The organism is Clostridium intestinale (genome assembly GCF_035905475.1).
GTDB classification, from domain to species: Bacteria; Bacillota; Clostridia; order Clostridiales; family Clostridiaceae; genus Clostridium_T; species Clostridium_T intestinale.
Window position 1 is genome coordinate 3,709,722 of the sequence record NZ_CP121166.1, and the last position, 18,447, is coordinate 3,728,168.

The window sequence follows — 18,447 nt, forward strand, 5'->3', positions numbered from 1 at the left end:
TATTAAGGTTAGATTTCAATAATAAGAAATCTGACCTTTTTTGCTTATATATAATTATTTAATAAAAAATAAATATAAAACAATACTATAAATACAAGTTATATTTATAAATAGTAAATATTTTGAGAAATATTGTAGAAATTTGGTTTTAATTGTATTAAATATAATATATAATAATTATTAGTTGATTTTAAATATTAGAAAGGTATGGTGATTATGAATTATAAAAGAGTAAGGAATTATTCATTAATAATAGCGACAGTAATAATGAATATAATTTATTTGATATGGAGAATTTTTTTTACTATACCTACTAAGGCTGGAATAATATCTTTAGTTTCAGCTATTATTCTATTAATAGTTGAAATAGTGGGAATGTTAGAAGCAGCAGTACACTATTACAATATGTACGATATAAAACATCCAGAAAAACCACAGATAGATGATGAAAGTCTTTTTCCTCATGTAGATGTTTTTATAACAACATATAATGAACCAGAAGAATTACTTTTTAAAACTATAAATGGATGCAAGAATATGGACTATCCAGATAAAAAGAAGATACATATATATTTATGTGATGATGGAAATCGTGAATCAATGAAAAAATTAGCTTATGAAATGGGAATAGGATATTTAACTCGAACTGAAAGAAAAGGAGCAAAGGCTGGGAATCTTAACAACGCTCTTGAGAAGTCAAACTCAACATTAATAGCAAACTTTGATGCAGATATGATTCCTATGCATGATTTTTTAATGGCTACAGTTCCATATTTCCTAGGCAATGAAAAAGTTGGATTTGTGCAGACGCCTCAAAGCTTTTATAATACGGACTTATTTCAGTATTATCTTTTTTCAGAAGGAAGAATTCCTAATGAACAAGATTATTTCTACAGAGATGTACAGATTTCTAAAAATAAAAACAACTCCATAATATATGGAGGAACAAATACAGTAATATCTAGAAAAGCTCTTGAAGATGCTGGTGGATATTATACAAAGGCAATAACAGAAGATTTTGCTACAGGGTTAATAATACAAAGTAAAGGGTATCAATGTTTTGCAGTAGGAGAAGTTCACGCGTCTGGTTTAGCGCCCTCTGATTTAATGAGTCTTGTTAAACAACGTCAAAGATGGGCAAGAGGATGTATCCAGACAGGAAGAAGACTAAATATATTATTTAGAAAGGGACTTAATTTCAGTCAAAAGATTAGTTATATATCCTCAATTTCTTATTGGTATTCAGGTCTTAAAAGAGTTGCATATATAATGGCTCCAATATTATTTGCTGTATTTGGGGTAATAGTTGTTGATTGTAATCTGACAGAAGTTCTGATATTTTGGCTTCCTATGTATTATTTAAGTAATAAAGAGCTAAGGAGTTTATCTAGAAATATTAGAACAACCAAATGGACTAACATATATGAAACTATTTTATTTCCATCTCTTGTAGTACCAGTTATATTAGAAACCTTTGGAATATCACAAAACAGCTTTTTAGTTACAAGGAAAGACAACGCTAAAGTAGATGATAGAGTATATAGATTAAAAAAAGCTATACCACATATAGCATTTGCAGTACTTTCTATAATAGGAATCTTTAATTGTATAAGAATGATTTTTGAGGCAGGATCAGCCACATATAGTGTAGTTTTATTTTGGCTTGTAGTTAATTTTTATAATATTTTAATGGCAATATTTTTTATGGTAGGAAGAAAGTCCTTTAGAAAAACAGAGAGAGTTTTAGCAGAGGTTCCTTGTAAAATAACCTATAACAATAAAGAGTTAAACTGCAAAACTATAGATGTATCAGAAGGTGGATTAGCAGTTAGATTCGAATTTCCAGAATACATACCTTATGACGAAGTAATAAAGATTAAGTTATTTACAGATAGATATCTATCTGAATTTAGTGGGAAAGTTGTACATATTGCAAAAGGGGAAAAAGAGTGGAAATATGCATTTGAAATAACAGATATAGATAAAGATAATTTTAAACAACTATTATACATAACCTATGATAGAGTTCCAACTCTCCCTAATAATTTAGATGAAAACACCAGTATTTTTGATGATATAAGAGTAAACATTCTTACAAGAAATAAAAAGTTGTTTCTGTTTAAGAGAAAATTACCAAGAGTGGATTTAGATAAAACAATAGATTCAAAAGAGTGTGGAGATGTAAAACTTAAATCCTTTAATTATGAGTATATGGCTTTAGAAGGAATTAGTGAATCAATACTAAAAGATAAAATTACTTTAAGAATAAAAGAAGATAGGGAAATGGTAGGTATTTTAGAGAAGGTCCAAGACAAAAACATCTACCTTTATAAAATTAAAAACTACAAAGAAATAGCTGACGATAAAGAGATAAGAAATATATTAAATGACTGTATCAGAGAATACAATGAAAGTTTATCAGAAAGCTCTGTAGTTAGAAGAGAGGAGTCCTTTGATGAATTTAATGAAATGCAATTTTTATAAGATATTTATGACTTTTTCTCTTGTATTTTTAGTAATAGGTAATAATAGAGTAGCTTTAGCTGAGGAAATAAATAATTATCAGAAAATATCTCCACAAAATATATATGTAGAAGAAGATAAAGCTAAATTAAATTATGACTTTGATAAAGCTAATAATAGCTTAGAGATAAAAGTTAATTCTATAGGTTTAGAGGAAGGATATTATACATCAAACTTATATAGCAAAGGAAAGTATGATTGGAATAGCTTTGGTATGATATCATTTAATGCTCAAAATAATTCTCAAGAAGAATTGAAGTTTAACTTTTCTGTTGTAAAAACTGATGGAACCTTTCTCTCAGTTAGTGAAGATAAATCTGTTTTAATAAAAAATGAAAACAATCAGGATTTTGAGAAACTGTCACCTGCTTACGGGACTATAAATATACCCTCTGGATTTAAGGGAGTAGTTTATGTACCTTTTACGAGTTTAAATAGTAAATCAGGTGATAATAATCAACACTTATTTTCCAATATAAGTTCGTGGGGAATAAGCATAACAACAGAGGAAAATAAAGAAAAAGATATACACCTAAGTAACTTTGCACTTATACCTAAAGATGATCCATTTATTAAATATGGGGATTTGAATTTTAAAATAGAAGGCGACGATAGAGTACAAATACCTGTTCAAGGGGAAGCTATATCCATATATAAAACCTCACTAAATAAAGATAATGTGATCTATAGTTTAGCTGAGGATTATGAGGGAGTTTCTATAGATAAGTCTGGAAAATTAACTTTAAGTACTTCAGTAGATGTAGAAAAGATAAAAATAGAAGCAAAATATGAATACTTAATGGTTAAAAAAGAAATTCAATTATATAAATCATGGACTCTAGGTGCAAAAGAGATAGATGGAACTAGCAAGAGTATTCCAGGATTTGAAGAAGTTAAAAATCTTATGGGAGGAATTTATCCATTAATTATGTCCCAAAGATTTATAGATTTCATTAGAGCAATATGGATAGTCTTTGTTTTAATATTCTCTGGATTATATATTTTTTGGAGTAGAAAAAAGAATATTAGATAAAGTATTGTTTGATTGAGAGGTAATAAAATGCTGTTTTCAAGTGTTATATTTATATTATATTTTTTACCAGTAGCTTTAATATTATATTATGGAGCTTTTTTTTCTAAGGGCTTACAGAATTATATACTACTATTCTTAAGCCTAGGATTTTATGCTTGGGGAGAGCCTTATTATGTAATTCTGATGATAGCTTCAATATTTTTTAACTATGTAGTGGGGCATCTGATAGTAGGCTTTAAAAATAAATCGTATAGTAAATATTTTTTAATATTAGGTTGCGTAGGTAATTTAGGATCACTGTTTATTTTTAAATACTTAAATTTTTTTATAAAAAACATAAATCAACTGCAAGGATATCAAATTCCTTTGCCTAAAATAGCTTTACCAATAGGGATTTCATTTTTTACATTTAAAGCAGTGTCTTATCTAGTAGACCTGTATAGAGAAAAAACTACGGCTGAAAAGAATCCTCTATATGTAGGATTATATATAGCATTATTTCCGCAACTTTTAGCTGGGCCTATTTCACGTTATGGAGATATAGTAGAGCAAATCAAAAATAGAAAATTTACTTGGCAGAAGTTTTCGGTAGGTACTTGTAGATTTGTAATTGGTATGGGAAAAAAGATTTTAATATCTAATAGTATGGCAGTTATTGTAGATAGAGTTTTTCAAATGAACTTAAACTCTGACATTGCAGTGACTTTAGCTTGGCTTGGCTCTATAGCATACACCTTTCAAATATATTTTGACTTCTCAGGATATTCTAACATGGCTATAGGAATAGGGCTAATGTTTGGATTTAAGTTTGAAGAGAATTTCAATTATCCTTACATATCGAAATCTATTACTGAATTTTGGAGAAGGTGGCATATATCTTTAAGCCTTTGGTTTAAGGATTATCTATATTTTCCCCTAGGTGGATCTAGAGTTAAAAACAAAGATAAACTTATAAGAAACCTATTGATAGTATGGGTTTCAACAGGAGTATGGCATGGAGCAGAGTGGACTTTTGTAGTATGGGGTTTTTTAAATTTTGTATGCATAGCCTTTGAAAGGTTAATATCCTTTAATCAGATTGATATAGCTGCAAAATATAAGAGAATATATGCATTATTTATTATAAATTTAGGGTGGGTAATATTTAGATCTTCTGATCTTTTAGAAGCAGGAAAATACATATCTTCAATGTTTGGATTTACACAAGGGGGATTCTGGAGTCCATACACATACATGTTTATAAAAGAAAATTTAGTATTTCTAATAGCAGCAATAATTTTCTCCACTCCAATAGCAAGAAAAGTTAATAAATTTATTGTAGATAAGTCCTTGGGACATAATATTTTAGAGGGATTATATCCACTTGCTATACTTGGTATCTTCTTAATATGTATGTCTTATATTGTAAAGGGTAGCTACAATCCTTTCATATACTTTAAATTTTAAAGGGGGGATAGTATGGAGAGATTTTTTTTCAAAAAGCTTATAACTTCCATTTTGATTGTTTTAATAATCTTTGGATTATCCATAACAAATCTAATAAATAATTATAAGACTATAATTGATACAGTAGAAGCTCAAAAGGATATTTCCATAAGTAATAGTATAAAAAACATAGACGCATCAATTAAAGATAATACCTATGGGAAGTATGCTTTTATTGATTTTTATGGATATCTACAAAAACTAATGGATAAAAATGAAGAATCAAATTTTGAGGTTGTTAAAGATGATAATGGAACACTTCATTACACCTTTTTCGGTGATAAAGCTAATCCTGTATATGAATTAGTTAAAAGGACTGAGGCACTTAAAAATGGATTAAAAGATGAAAGTGTAAAGTTTGCATATATAATGCCACCAGATAAATTTTATAAAGGTTATAGTAATTTACCTTATGGAATTCCATATAATTATGCAAATGAAACTGCAGATTCATTTCTTGATTTATTAAAGCAAAATAATATAGATACCATAGATTTAAGAGAAAATCTAGCTGAAAGTGGTATTGAACCTAAAGATTTATTTTTTAAAACTGACCATCATTGGAAAACAGAAACTGCTTTTTGGGAGTTTGGACAGTTAGCTAATACTTTAAAAAATAAATATGGAGCTAATATAGAGGACATTGATTTTTATACTAATAAAGATAACTATAATTTTATAACTTATAAAGATTCTTATGTAGGGTCAATGGGGAGAAAAACAGGAATACCTTATTCAGGAGTAGATGATTTTACCCTTATATATCCTAAATTCAATACTGATTATACATATTATTCAAAAACGGGAGAACAGGAAACCAATTTAAAGGGAAGATTTGAAGAAGCACTTATAACTATATCTCCATTTAGAACAAATAAGGGAGTATATGCTTTAGAAGGAGATAAGTATTCTTCATACTTGTTTGGTAATCAAGGGATAGTTCATGTAGTAAATAAAAAAGTGGATAATGGACCTAAGATATTGTTTGTGAAGGACTCCTATACGGTAGCCCTGGCAGCCTTTTTATCAACAGTGTGTTCAGATATTTATATGGTAGATCCAAGATATTATACAGGAAGTATTCCAGAATATATAGATAGTGTTAAAACTGATTTTGTATTTGTGTCTTTTTATCCTCAAGACTTAACAGAAGATTTCTTTAAGTTTCATGATAAATAAACTAGAAAAAAAGTAGGTGTTAAAGCTTTTATGAAAATAACATATAAGTTTATAGGAATATTTATTGCAATTATTTTAACAGCCTTACTTATATTTAAATTTATAAATAATAATATTAGTGAAGATAAAGATATGTATAGTAAAGACTATTATGAAAAATGGAAACAAAACTTTGTAGTAGATGTAGATTCAAATAAAAGTAAAGTAATAGATCCACAAAGAAATAACATAACAGTAAGTGAAGGAATGGGTTATGGTATGTTATTTGCTGTAGCATTAAATGATTTGGTGGAGTTTGATAAACTTTGGAACTTTACTAAGAATTATTTAGATGAATACGGACTTATGAATTGGCAAATAGGTGAAGATGGAAAGGTAATAGGTGAAGGTTCAGCATCTGATGCAGATGAAGACATAGCCTATGCCCTACATCTTGCAGCTAAAAAGTGGAAAAATGCTGATTATTCTAAAGCAGCAAGTGATATGATAAATTCAATAAAAAAATATGATATATCTTCTGAATATATATTGCTGCCTGGAGATAAGTGGAGAGATAATATAAAACTTAATCCTTCATATATAGCACCATTATATTATTTAGATTTTCAGAATATAGAAGGTCAAGATAAAAATTATTGGAAAAAAGTTAGTGAAACAAACATGAGTTTACTTGAAAAGTATGCTGATAAAGATACAGGTTTTCTACCAGATTGGATTAAAGAGGATGGAACTGTAGAGGATAAAGATAATATAGTAGGTTACGATTCAGTAAGAGTTCCTATAAGATTATTAAGCTTTTACAAGAGAAGCGAGGATTCAAGAGTAAAAAATATATTATTAAAACAAGAAGGCTTTTTAAATAAAATAGGTGCAAATAACCTAGTAGCAGGATACAGCACCAGAGGAGAAGGTCTACAAAGCTATATAAATACTACTTATTTAGCTTCATACACTTCCTCTGCACTTATAAAACCTAAATCTTCATTAAGTAAAGAGCTTATAAATAAACTTAAAGAGGATGATGACAATAGTTATTATGGAAGCTCTTTAAAGCTTTGGATACTTCTTATTGAAGAAGGAAGATTCTAAACATTCATTTCCATTGAATAAGAATAGTCAAGTGGGTTAATAAAAGCATTTGTACATGAGATAGGAATATTTTTATCTGTATAATAGATTCTTGTGAATCTTACTATAAGAGAACCTTTTTTTATTGAAAGAATATCTTTTGGGGCAGTAATAATATTAACTATCTCTTTTTTCTTAACTATATCTATATCATTATATTTTTCTAAGGTTTCACGTAAATCTAAGTCAATTTCATCTATATTTTTAGGAAGAATAATATCATTTTTTATTAGGTTTTGCAAAAGACCAATAGTTCTATCATTGGAAGATATTTCAGTTTCAACTACAATTGCCCTATACCCTTCATTTACATTTAATAGAGTTGCATAACGACTAGGAAGTTCATTTGAATATAGAGAATTGCGTAGGATGTAATTTTTTGTATTATTACTCAAGAAACTATCTGAATCAGTTAAAATGTTTTTAAAACTTCTTTGAAGCTTGTTGTTTATAACGACAGTTCTTTGTCCTTTCTTTTTAGAAATATAACCATCCTTAACTAATTGATCTAATGCTCTTACAATTGTAGTTCTGTTTACATTAAACTCATTGGATAGATCTATCTCAGAAGGAATAAAGTCGCCCACCTTATACACTTCATTCTCAATTTTTTCTTTTAAAATTTCTTTTATTTGATAATAGATTGGTAATGTGTGTTTATTACGATTTATTTTCATTTGTTTAAGCTCCTTTTTACTTATACTTATAAATTATTCTTAAAAGTTATATTTTGTACCGCCATTGTATGATAGCCTGAGTACTTGAGTCCTCAGGTAGTCAAGTCCTCAGGTACTCAAGTACTTATATAGTCAGGCTGTTAAAATATTTATTTTTAAAATTGGATAAACTAATAAAAAACTAGAAAGGTAAAAATAATATGAATTATGATTTTTTTATTAGTTCTTTAGATGACCATAATCAAGAAAGTATTTTATTATCTGAAAAAATAAAACCTAAAGAAGTTATATATGTTTGTGAAGATGAAGAAAAAAGTATAAATAGATTAGAGGCTTTAAAAGAGTTTTATAAAGAAAAGTTTCCTAAGATTATTTTTAATAGCATAATAATTAAAAATATTAATTTAAAAGAGATCATAGGGGAACTAGAGAAATACTTAAAAAAGAAATGTATCGTAAATTTAAGCGCTTCAGACAAAATATTGAATATTATACTAATGCATATATGTGAGGTTTATAATCTTGAAGGTATTTGCCTTGATATAGAAAAGGGTAGGGTACTAGAAGTTATAAATGGTCAGATATTTATGAATAAACACAGTAATATGGATTTAGATATAGATGAGATAATAGAAAGCTTTGGAGGAAGCATATTAGTAGAGTCTACGGACATTGATAATAGTGAAGTTATTAGAAAAATAAGTCACACAATAGCTAATAACTTAGATAAATGGGAAAGTTTAAAATATAGGCTTTACGATAAAAGAATTTTTATGGTAGATGAGATAGATTCTAGAATTATGAGAATTAATTTAGAGTTTCTGACTAATGAAGAAAAAAGTATATGCACTTCTACTCTTAATTTCTTAAGAGAATATGAGCAGCTTAGTTATAGTGAAAAATCAGAAAATATAACTGTAGAGTTTAAAAATGATTATATAAGAAGTTTTATATTTAAGAGTGGAAGTTGGTTAGAAGCATATGTGAAAGATGTAATATCTGAAATTAAACAAATAGATGAAGTAAAAAGTGGTGTGGTTTTTTTATGGAATGATGAGAGGGCAAGAATTAAAAATGAAATAGATGTTATGGCAATTAAGGATTCAACTCTTATATGTATATCCTGTAAAGATAGTGCTAAATATGATGATGTAGCCTTAAATGAGCTTAATGTATATAGTGAAAAAGTTGGAGGAGATAATATTAAAAAGATTCTTGTTGCTACAAAAGAGCCATTAAAGACCTCTATGTTTTCAAGAGCTAAAGAGATGGATATTAATATAGTAATATTTGATGGAAATAGAGAGAAGTTTAAAAAGTCCTTGGAAGCGGTTGTAAAAGGAGAGCTAGTACACTTATAATAGAGTTAATATATAGAAGGTGGGATTAGCATGTTTTTTATAGGGATCTTTGGAATAGATAGAAGGCATAAAGAGATAAAAGAAATTAAAGATGTTTCATGCAAAGAGTGTAAGGATGGAACTTTAAAGTTATACAAAGAGTATTCTTTATTTCACTTTTTCTTTTTACCTTTAATTAAGTGGGGAGAAGAGTATTTTATATTCTGTAGTAAATGTGGAACGACATATGAACTTAATAAAGAGAAGGGTAAAAATGTAGAAAAAGGAATAGAAGAAATCAATTATTGGGATTTAAAAGTTCTAAAAAGAGGCGTAATAAAAACTTATTGCAATAACTGTCATAAAGAACTTAATGAAGATTATGAGTTTTGTCCATATTGTGGAGAAAAAATTTAAGCAGTACTCAGTGGGAGTACTGCTTAAATTTCTATATTTTTTTACCTATTGTTTCGCCCATTAAAACCTTAGTTTCATATCCTAAAGCAGTTTGAGCTAGGATGTCTCCATCTATTTTTAAGGTATCCTTTTTAAAGAATAAAATTGTGGTAGAACCTCCAAATTTAAAGTAACCTTTTTCAGATCCTTTTTTAACTGGTTCTCCAGTCTTATAGGTTTGAATTATTGTTCCAACACAGGTAGCACCAACTTCTACATGTATGATGTCATCGAAGTTTTCAGATTTAAATATACTCCATTCTCTTTTGTTTTGGCAGAAAAGTTTAGGTATTCTTTCTAGGGCTATAGGATTTACTGAATAATAGCCTCCATTAATAAATCTACTTTCACCACATACACCATTATCTACAAAATGAAATCTATGATAATCAGTAGGGCATAATCTTAATATTAAACATACCCCACCATCATATTCTTTAGCTACTTCGTCATCTTGAAGAAGTTCTTTTAAAGAATATGTTAATCCCTTAATTTGAACTAGTTTATGCATATCTATATTTTCAAAAGCACTTAATCTTCCATCACCTGGAGATACTAATATATTAGGGTTTTTATCGATAGGTCTAGCTTCATCAGTTAATTCTCTAATAAAAAAGTCATTAAAACTATTAAAATCAGATGCTTTTTTTCTGCTTTTAGTCATATCTATATCAAAATCATTTATAAACGAGTTTATCTTTTTTATACTTCCTCTTGTATCACAGTAAGAGCCATATATTTTAGAAAATAGCTTTTTCTTTATCAAAAGCTCAGTTATATTTTTCCCTACAGGAGAAGAGTAAGACCATTCGATGTATTTTCTACCAGCCACCTTTTCTTCTTCATATTCTTTAGTTTCTCTATTATATACTTTTATCATAATTTGCCCTCACTTTTTAAATATTATAGACTTAATTTTAACATAATATATATAAAATATTAATACTCAATAATAATCATGTATAATAAAAGATAGGGTCTAAATCTTTGATTTAGTTTTCAAAGACTTACTCTGTGAGAATTTAATAGTTATTCATAATTTAAAGTGATATAATTAATATACTTATATGTTTAAATATACTGACTAGTTATCAAGTTGAACTATCTAGGATTGTACCAATTTTAAATTACTATTTTGTGGTGCCGTAGCTAGATATAAGACAAAACATATGGAGAGGATGCGGAATGAATAAAACAAAAAAGTCGATCTTCGATTCGGCTATTAAAATTTTTTCTAAAAGCGGATATAATGGTGCTACCATGGACGAAATAGCTCTAGAGGCAGGGGTAGCAAAGGGAACCTTATATTATCATTTTAAAAGTAAAGAGGAAATCTTTAGATTTATTATAAATGAAGGTTTAGGAATATTAGCAGATAAGGTTAACTATGTTGATAAAAATGAAAATCCTATAGAGAATCTAAAAAATATTTGCAGAGCTCAATTAGCAGCGCTATATGAGAATAAAGACTTTTTTAAGGTTTTATTAAGTCAACTATGGGGACAGGAAATAAGACAACTAGAACTTAGACAACAATTAAGAAAATATGTAGACAGGATAGAACTTTATATAAAAGATGCAATTAAGATGGGATATATAAGAGAAGGAAATGCTAATTTCATGGCCTATGCATTTTTTGGAAGTCTATTATCTGTTGCTGTATATGAAGTTATAAATATAGATCATATTAATTTAGATGAGATTGTAGATAATCTTGTATTATACAATCTTAAAGGATTAGAAAAAAGATAAAAATATGAGTATTAAATTTTACACATAAAGCTTGCTGAAAGTTATCAGTAGCTTTATGTGTTTTTTGTTTTAGTAAGTAAAGATAATCAAAGAAAATTAAAGAAAGATAGATTAAATACAGAAAATATACGATTACTTAAACTAAAAATAAAAGAAATTATACTTTACAAGAAAAAAGTTTAGATGCAAAATATAACTGACTAGTCAGTACAAAAAAGCAGTAAGAGGTGAAGTTATGAATTTCTTAAAAATAGTTAAAGAGGATCTATCATCAATATATAAAAACAGATTCTTGAGATTTGCAGTAGCGGGAATAGTAATCGTACCATTACTCTATAGCTTACTTTACTTAGCTGCCTTTTGGGACCCTTATTCAAGAATGGATAAGCTTCCTGTTGCGATTGTTAATCTTGACAAAGGTGCAACAATGGACGGAGATGAAGTAAACTACGGACAAAATGTTTGTGATGAGCTAAAAGATAATAAGGATATGGGGTGGAGATTTGTAGGTTATGAGGATGCAGTTGATGGTGTAAATGGAGACAAATATTACTCAATGTTTGTAATTCCTGAAAACTTTTCAGAGAATGTCACCAGTGCAAAAGCCGATACTCCTGTAAAAGCTGATATTATCTACACTTCTAATAACAAGAAAAACTTCTTGGCATCACAAATAGGAGGAAAGGTAGAAGATAAACTTAAAGAACAAATTACTCAAACCATATCAAAAGAATATGCTAAGGTTACTTTTGAACAGTTTGATACAGTAAAAGATGGCATGAATAAAGCGGCTGATGGAAGTAAACAAATAGCTGATGGAATGAGTACATTAAAAGAGAACATACCAACATTAGAGGATGGGGTTGGTAAACTTTATGACGGATCTAAACAGTTAAATGACGGAATAGGGGTGCTTAACTCTAAAGTTTCAACAATAAATCCAGCAGAACTTGTAAAGTTATCTAGATATTTAAATGATGATACTGTAGCTAAGTTAAAAGGAGCTATTAGTGTAGCTAATAAGTTTCAAAACATGGATTTATCAGATTTAGATAAAATTAATCCTGAAACAGTGAGCCTAATAGAAAAAAGTTATACTGACATACAATCTTTAGGTAATTCAAAGGGGTTAGGATTAATAATGTCAGAGCCTTCTATACAAAACTTAGCTGAGCAACTTAATCCAAGCAATCCTCAAGGTATAATATCTTTACAACAAAAAATGCAAGGGTTAAATGTTCTAGTTGATGATGCGAATGTTCTAAAAGCGCAGATAGCAGCTTTAGAAAGTCAAGTTCCTAAGGAACTATTAAATCAAGATTTACAAACTCAAATAGTGAATTTAAAGCAGGCTATAGCATCAGTAAATACTTTAAGTGAAGCTAGTAAACTTATAAGCAAAGAGGATACTCAAATGCTTTTGGGAATACTTAATGACCCATCTTCAATAGTTAATACACTTGGAGATGTAAATACAAAACTTCAAGGTATAAACAAACTTTATGAGAGTTTATCTCCAACAGATCCAGATGCGCAAGCAAAACAACAACAATTCCAACAAGGCTTTGGTGCTGTAGTTTTAAAAATGCAAACCGCAGCTAAAAGTGGACAAAATGTTGAATTAACTCCACAAGAAACTGGTTTAGTATTAACATATATTAATAACATGAATCAGTTAACTGAAGCTTTAAAAGGTTATAAACCAACTTTTGATAAATTAAATACAGATGTAGCTAAATATTCAAAAGTTATAAATAGCAAGCTAACTTTAATGCAAGCAAACCCACAGAGTGTTGAGGCATTAAAGAGTTTACTTACAAATTATGATAGTACTATGGCATTAATAAATAGTGAAAAACCATTATTAAATTCTATAGATAAGCTAATAACTCCAGAGAATATGAAGAACTTACAAGGAGTTATGGCAACAGTTAATAAACTAAAAGTTGATTTAAATAATAATGAGCAAACTATAAATGAACTTACTACCTTAGCTAACGGATTATCAAAAACTATGAGCAATAAAGATGTTCAAGCTTTAATACCACAATTGCAGTCAATTCAAAATGATTTAAACACTGCAAAACCATTATTAAATGGCTTGAATACAGATAAAATGACTAGTCTACTCAATGATAGTCCTAAATATGTAGCTATGATAAAGACAGTTCAAAATGATGTAAAAAATAATCAAGAGTTATTAAACAAGGCTAACAATGCTTTAACTTCCGGAAATGTTAATAAAGCAAAAGAACTAATAAATAGTGTTCCAACCTTAACAGGTGGAGTTAAGCAGCTATATGAAGGTTCATCACAATTAACAAATGGACTTGGACAACTTCAAGGAAATATACCAGAGTTAAAAGATGGCGTGGTTAAGCTTTCAGATGGTTCCAATGAACTTTCAACAAGTTTAAAAGATGGCGCTGATAAGCTAGATGACAATTTAGTTAATACTCCAGAGGAAATGGGAACATTTATTTCAGAGCCAGTAGTTATGGATAATAAGATTATAGATGAAGTTAAAAATTATGGAACAGGATTTGCACCTTACTTTATCCCATTATCATTATGGGTTGGAGCTCTTATGATGTTCTTTGTAATATCACCTAAGTCTAAGGAAGAGAGAGAAGGCAAAGAGGTAAGTTCAACATCTGTAGTTTTAGGAAAGTTTGTAATCTATGGTGTTGTAGGAGTAATCCAAGCTGTTTTAGCAAGTTTAGTTGTTTTAGGTTTAGGATTAAATCCTTCAAACTTACCTATGTATTTCTTCTTTAATATACTTATGTCATTAACTTTTGTAGCTATGATGCAGTTCTTTATAAGTACATTAGGAGATGCAGGAAGGCTTATAGCTATAGTTTTACTAATACTACAATTAACAGCTTGTGCAGGAACATTCCCACTTGAGGTAGTTCCAAATTTATTTAAAGTATTAAATCCATATATGCCATTTACTTATGCAGTAAAAGCATTAAGGGAAGCCATATCAGGAACTGATACTTCAGTAATTGTACAATGTTCAACTATTTTTGGAGCAATATTAGTGGTATTTGTAGGTTTATCAGTAATATTGAGAAGAAAAGGAAATATTATACAAAGTAGATTAGAAGAAATAAAAAGCCAAGCAATGTAATAAATAAAAAGAGCACTCAATGGAGTGTTCTTTTTATTTATGGTAAAATATTGACAAGAGATAAGACTGGTGATATTATAAAACTTATAAAGAGTTAATTTATAACTTATAAAATGGAGTGAGAATTTGTGAGAGTAGAGTTACAAGAAAAATTAGAATTACTAAAAGATAATTATAGTGAAGCTAAAAAAGAATTTAAATGGGACATGGCTATATTTAATCATTTTATAGCACTAAGTTATGCTAGCAAAGGTAAGAGGGCAGATACAGAAAAAATTAAAGAAATAAAAACTTATATTAAAGATAATACGGGCTTTTTCTCGAAATTTAGAGGGAATAGTTTATCTTTAATGTCGTTACTTTTATCTTTTGAGGAAGATTATAAAACTACCTTTAAAGAGATAGAAGAAATGACAATTAAACTTAAAGAAAATGGAATAGCCTCTTATGAATATAGTTCAATGATAGCATACACATTTTTGAAGAATTCTAATAAAGAAAACATGGACGAAAATATTCAAAGAGCTAGATTATTTTATGAAGATATGAAAGATAATCATGTATTTTTGACATCTAAGGATGACTATGTATATGCGGCATTATTAGGATGTACAGATTTAGATGTAAAAGGAACTTGCGATAAAATAGAATATATATATTATAAATTACACAGTATTGGATATAGTAGGAGCAATGGACTTCAGACAGTATCTCATATTCTATCACTGAGAGATGACTATGAGTTTAGGGTAGAACTGTTTAATCAGATAGTAGTTAAGTTAAAGCAATTAAGGGTTAAAGTTAATAGTTATAATCTAGCTTCCATAGCAGTAGTTGCTTTAATCGTTGATGATTACTCAGAGATTTGTAATGAAATACTAGAAGTATATGATGATATAAAAAATGCAAAAGGTTATAAATATGGGGTGCAGGCACATATAAAAACAATGTTTAGCTCTATTTTAGTTACAAGTATATATACAGATGAAAAAAATAAACTTATGGATATATCATCAGGGTTAACAATGCAGCTAATTGCAGTTGCTCAGCAACAGGCTATGATGGCAGCCGCATCTGCAGCAGCCGCTTCAGCCGCTGCATCATCATCATAAATTAAGGAGGTTTTTATGAGAGTTATTAGTAGAAGTATGGCTATTTTTATATTAGGGATTATAGGATTTTTTATTTTTCTAAGTCCAAGTAATACTTGGGCAGCATCCAAGGAATATTATATTTCAAATATAAATATAGAAGCTAAAGTCGATGATAAAGGTAATATGAATATTGAAGAAACCTACAGATACAATTTTACAGGAAAGTTTAATGGGATAAAAAGAAACGTAAAAACTAAAGGTTCTGATGGGGTTGAGGATGTTAAGGTATCCATAGTAAATAATAACAAGGATGAATTTATAAATGAAAGTAATAGCGAAAACAACAATACTTTTCAGTTAAATAAATCAAGTAGTGAAACTGAAGTAAAAATATTTAGCCAAAGCCAAGATGAAGAAAAAGTGTTTAAGATAAGGTACACTTTAAAAAATGTAGTAACCAGTTATAGTGATTTATCAGAGCTTAAATGGGTGTTTTTTGAGAATGAAGATGATGTAAAAATAGATAATATTACTGTATTTTTGACTCTTCCTAATGAGATCACCAAAGAGGTTACTTATAGTGGAGAGGGTCCCAAAAGAGGAGAATTAAGAAATATTGACAATAAATATATAAGACTTACTTTAAATGATATGGAGGATAATGACGTTATAGGAGCTTCGGTATTATTTCCATCAACGTGGATTAATACTTCTAAAGTAGTAGATAAAACCTATGATGAATACTCTAAAGAGGCTAAAAAACAAAAAACAATTACCACAGTTGTTATAGCTTCAGGAATATCAATAGCAGTACTTTTAATAACTATTCCTTTATATTTAAGTAACAAGCGTAGAAAAAAAGCAATAGATAAATATAGGGAAGATTATGTGTTTTTTAATGGAAACCTATATGAAGATATACCATCAGATTTAACTCCTGCATTAGTATCTATATTAGTAAATGGAAGAATAGATATAAATGATTTCCTAGCTACGATATTATACCTCTCAAACAAAGGAATAATAAAATTTGAGGGGAATTACAGTGAAGATGATTATGAAGATGTCTCTATATCAATAGATGAAAATCATAGCTCGGCTTATCTTTTAGATAGTGAAAAGTATTTAATAGGCTGGTTAAAAGGATATATGAAAAATGGGAAGGTTAAACTTTCAAAATTGCAAAAGGTATCTAAAAGTGAAAGCTTTAGAGAAGAGTACTCAAGCTGGGAAAATGTAGTTGATATAGATGCTAAAAATCTTAATTTCTACACAAATATTTTAGGAAAGCAGATATTAACAAATGAGTATGAGGATGAAAGACTTAAGTGGAGAGCTTTTGAGAGATACTTTACTAATTTAAATGATGTTGATGATTTAAAGGACTTAAACATATGGAGCAGAATATTACCTTATGCAATAGCTTTAGATATATTTGAGGATGTACAAGATTTTATAAAAGAAGATTCAAATTATTATGATTCATATAATCCTATGTATAACTATGGATTTATGTATTTCTATGCAAGTAGTTATCATGATAATTTTAACCACAATTTCTCTAGCTCAGATAGTAGCAGTTCCACAAGTAACTTCTCCGGTGGAAGTGGAGGAGGAGGCTTTGGTGGCGGAGGGGGAAGTAGTGCCTTCTAAAATCTCTTAACTGTGATATAATTTAATATATATTTTAATAGTGGATATATGTGTTATTATCCACTATTTTCTTTGGAGGAGTAGGATATGAAAAGAGTTGCAGCTGTTCATGATTTGTGTGGATTTGGAAAAGCTTCTTTAAATACAATTGTACCTATATTATCTTCTATGGCAATTCAAGTGTGTGCTGTACCAACTGCTGTGTTGTCTACTCATACAGGCGGGTATAAGGATATTGCTGTAAGAGATTTAACTGAATATATGGAGGAGCATATAAATCATTGGAAGAAGTTAAATTTGAGTTTTGATTGTATATATTCTGGATATTTAGGTTCTCCCAAACAAGCAAAAATAATAAAAGAGTTTATAGAATACTTTAAAACTAAAGATAATATAGTATTAATTGACCCTGTAATGGGAGATGATGGAGAACTATACTCATCAATAACAAATGAAATGGTATTAGAAATGAAAGATCTAGTATCCCATGCAGACATAGTAACTCCTAATGTAACAGAAGCTTTAATGATATTGGGTAAAGAATATAAAGAAAAAGAAGATTTATTATATTGGAAAGAAATTTTAATTAACTTGGCAGAATTAGGTCCTAAAAAAGTAGTATTAACATCTGTAAAAGTTTTTGGTAACGAGAATGTATTTACTTTGGCTTATGACAAAGATTTAAATAAATTTTATAAGGTTGAGACCCAGCATATAAACATATCATTTCCAGGAACTGGTGACACCTTTGCATCTATAATGCTTTCGTACATACTAAAAGGGGAAAGTTTTGATAAAAGTGTGAGTAGAGCCTGTAGCTTTATATATAAGCTTATAGAAGAAGGTAAACATCATGTAGAAGATATACGTGAAGGATTACCATTAGAAATGTTTTTAAAAGAACTTATTTTAGATGATTATTATTTAATAGATTCTAAAGAACTATAATAAATAGAAGCCCTCTAGTATGATTTTTAGAAGGCTTCTATTT

General features: G+C 28.7%; 14 protein-coding genes. 12 read left to right on the plus strand and 2 right to left on the minus strand.

The window, feature by feature from the left end; translation table 11 throughout:
* Positions 1 to 216 precede the first annotated feature (216 nt).
* The 5 genes from P8F83_RS18955 to P8F83_RS18975 are packed head-to-tail and all read left to right on the plus strand — an operon-like array spanning position 217 to position 7,309.
* On the plus strand, positions 217 to 2,484 hold the full coding sequence (locus P8F83_RS18955) for a glycosyltransferase (protein ID WP_326512269.1): 2,268 nt from the start codon (positions 217 to 219) through the stop codon (positions 2,482 to 2,484).
* Positions 2,456 to 3,556, plus strand: a complete 1,101-nt coding sequence (locus tag P8F83_RS18960) for a hypothetical protein (RefSeq protein WP_326512270.1) — start codon at positions 2,456 to 2,458, stop codon at positions 3,554 to 3,556. Before P8F83_RS18955 ends, P8F83_RS18960 begins: the two co-directional genes overlap by 29 nt.
* Before the next feature lie 27 nt (positions 3,557 to 3,583).
* On the plus strand, positions 3,584 to 5,002 hold the full coding sequence (locus tag P8F83_RS18965; RefSeq protein ID WP_326512271.1) for an MBOAT family O-acyltransferase: 1,419 nt from the start codon (positions 3,584 to 3,586) through the stop codon (positions 5,000 to 5,002).
* 12 nt (positions 5,003 to 5,014) lie between these two features.
* A complete protein-coding gene (locus P8F83_RS18970; RefSeq protein WP_326512272.1) occupies positions 5,015 to 6,220 on the plus strand; it encodes an alginate O-acetyltransferase AlgX-related protein in 1,206 nt (401 codons plus the stop codon).
* A gap of 30 nt (positions 6,221 to 6,250) precedes the next feature.
* Positions 6,251 to 7,309 (plus strand): family 8 glycosyl hydrolase, encoded by a 1,059-nt coding sequence (locus tag P8F83_RS18975; RefSeq protein ID WP_326512273.1) that lies wholly within the window; start codon positions 6,251 to 6,253, stop codon positions 7,307 to 7,309.
* On the opposite strand, the gene P8F83_RS18980 is transcribed toward P8F83_RS18975, so the two are convergent.
* Positions 7,306 to 8,025 carry a GntR family transcriptional regulator gene (locus P8F83_RS18980; RefSeq protein ID WP_326512274.1) on the minus strand — a complete coding sequence of 240 codons (720 nt, stop codon included), beginning with the start codon at positions 8,023 to 8,025 and terminating at the stop codon, positions 7,306 to 7,308. The two genes, P8F83_RS18975 and P8F83_RS18980, sit on opposite strands and share 4 nt — an antisense overlap.
* 200 nt (positions 8,026 to 8,225) lie before the next feature.
* On the opposite strand from P8F83_RS18980, the gene P8F83_RS18985 reads away from it, so the two are divergent.
* Entirely contained in the window at positions 8,226 to 9,386 is a 1,161-nt protein-coding gene (locus tag P8F83_RS18985; RefSeq protein WP_326512275.1) for a Card1-like endonuclease domain-containing protein, read from the plus strand.
* A gap of 30 nt (positions 9,387 to 9,416) precedes the next feature.
* Positions 9,417 to 9,782 (plus strand): zinc ribbon domain-containing protein, encoded by a 366-nt coding sequence (locus tag P8F83_RS18990; protein ID WP_021803954.1) that lies wholly within the window; start codon positions 9,417 to 9,419, stop codon positions 9,780 to 9,782.
* A gap of 31 nt (positions 9,783 to 9,813) precedes the next feature.
* On the opposite strand, the gene P8F83_RS18995 is transcribed toward P8F83_RS18990, so the two are convergent.
* Complete coding sequence (locus P8F83_RS18995) at positions 9,814 to 10,701, minus strand: phosphatidylserine decarboxylase (protein ID WP_326512276.1); 888 nt, start codon at positions 10,699 to 10,701, stop codon at positions 9,814 to 9,816.
* Positions 10,702 to 11,006: 305 nt separating this feature from the next.
* Between P8F83_RS18995 and P8F83_RS19000 the strand changes: the two genes are divergently transcribed.
* From P8F83_RS19000 to P8F83_RS19020, 5 genes are all read left to right on the plus strand, one after another.
* Positions 11,007 to 11,573: a TetR/AcrR family transcriptional regulator gene (locus P8F83_RS19000; RefSeq protein WP_326512277.1), complete on the plus strand. Its 567-nt coding sequence runs from the start codon at positions 11,007 to 11,009 to the stop codon at positions 11,571 to 11,573.
* Between the two features lie 235 nt (positions 11,574 to 11,808).
* Positions 11,809 to 14,709 (plus strand): YhgE/Pip domain-containing protein, encoded by a 2,901-nt coding sequence (locus P8F83_RS19005; RefSeq protein WP_326512278.1) that lies wholly within the window; start codon positions 11,809 to 11,811, stop codon positions 14,707 to 14,709.
* A gap of 128 nt (positions 14,710 to 14,837) precedes the next feature.
* Positions 14,838 to 15,821 carry a DUF4003 family protein gene (locus P8F83_RS19010; RefSeq protein ID WP_326512279.1) on the plus strand — a complete coding sequence of 328 codons (984 nt, stop codon included), beginning with the start codon at positions 14,838 to 14,840 and terminating at the stop codon, positions 15,819 to 15,821.
* 15 nt (positions 15,822 to 15,836) lie between these two features.
* Complete coding sequence (locus tag P8F83_RS19015; protein ID WP_326512280.1) at positions 15,837 to 17,456, plus strand: DUF2207 domain-containing protein; 1,620 nt, start codon at positions 15,837 to 15,839, stop codon at positions 17,454 to 17,456.
* Positions 17,457 to 17,543: 87 nt separating this feature from the next.
* Positions 17,544 to 18,404, plus strand: a complete 861-nt coding sequence (locus tag P8F83_RS19020; protein ID WP_021803948.1) for a pyridoxamine kinase — start codon at positions 17,544 to 17,546, stop codon at positions 18,402 to 18,404.
* The last annotated feature ends 43 nt before the right edge of the window (positions 18,405 to 18,447 follow it).

What these genes read in the sequence shown, in the direction of transcription:
- P8F83_RS18955 (WP_326512269.1), top strand. Translation starts at nt 217, where the DNA reads ATGAATTATAAAAGAGTAAGGAATTATTCATTAATAATAGCGACAGTA.
- P8F83_RS18960 (WP_326512270.1), top strand. Translation starts at nt 2,456, where the DNA reads ATGAATTTAATGAAATGCAATTTTTATAAGATATTTATGACTTTTTCT.
- P8F83_RS18965 (WP_326512271.1), top strand. Translation starts at nt 3,584, where the DNA reads ATGCTGTTTTCAAGTGTTATATTTATATTATATTTTTTACCAGTAGCT.
- P8F83_RS18970 (WP_326512272.1), top strand. Translation starts at nt 5,015, where the DNA reads ATGGAGAGATTTTTTTTCAAAAAGCTTATAACTTCCATTTTGATTGTT.
- P8F83_RS18975 (WP_326512273.1), top strand. Translation starts at nt 6,251, where the DNA reads ATGAAAATAACATATAAGTTTATAGGAATATTTATTGCAATTATTTTA.
- P8F83_RS18980 (WP_326512274.1), bottom strand. Translation starts at nt 8,025, where the DNA reads ATGAAAATAAATCGTAATAAACACACATTACCAATCTATTATCAAATA.
- P8F83_RS18985 (WP_326512275.1), top strand. Translation starts at nt 8,226, where the DNA reads ATGAATTATGATTTTTTTATTAGTTCTTTAGATGACCATAATCAAGAA.
- P8F83_RS18990 (WP_021803954.1), top strand. Translation starts at nt 9,417, where the DNA reads ATGTTTTTTATAGGGATCTTTGGAATAGATAGAAGGCATAAAGAGATA.
- P8F83_RS18995 (WP_326512276.1), bottom strand. Translation starts at nt 10,701, where the DNA reads ATGATAAAAGTATATAATAGAGAAACTAAAGAATATGAAGAAGAAAAG.
- P8F83_RS19000 (WP_326512277.1), top strand. Translation starts at nt 11,007, where the DNA reads ATGAATAAAACAAAAAAGTCGATCTTCGATTCGGCTATTAAAATTTTT.
- P8F83_RS19005 (WP_326512278.1), top strand. Translation starts at nt 11,809, where the DNA reads ATGAATTTCTTAAAAATAGTTAAAGAGGATCTATCATCAATATATAAA.
- P8F83_RS19015 (WP_326512280.1), top strand. Translation starts at nt 15,837, where the DNA reads ATGAGAGTTATTAGTAGAAGTATGGCTATTTTTATATTAGGGATTATA.
- P8F83_RS19020 (WP_021803948.1), top strand. Translation starts at nt 17,544, where the DNA reads ATGAAAAGAGTTGCAGCTGTTCATGATTTGTGTGGATTTGGAAAAGCT.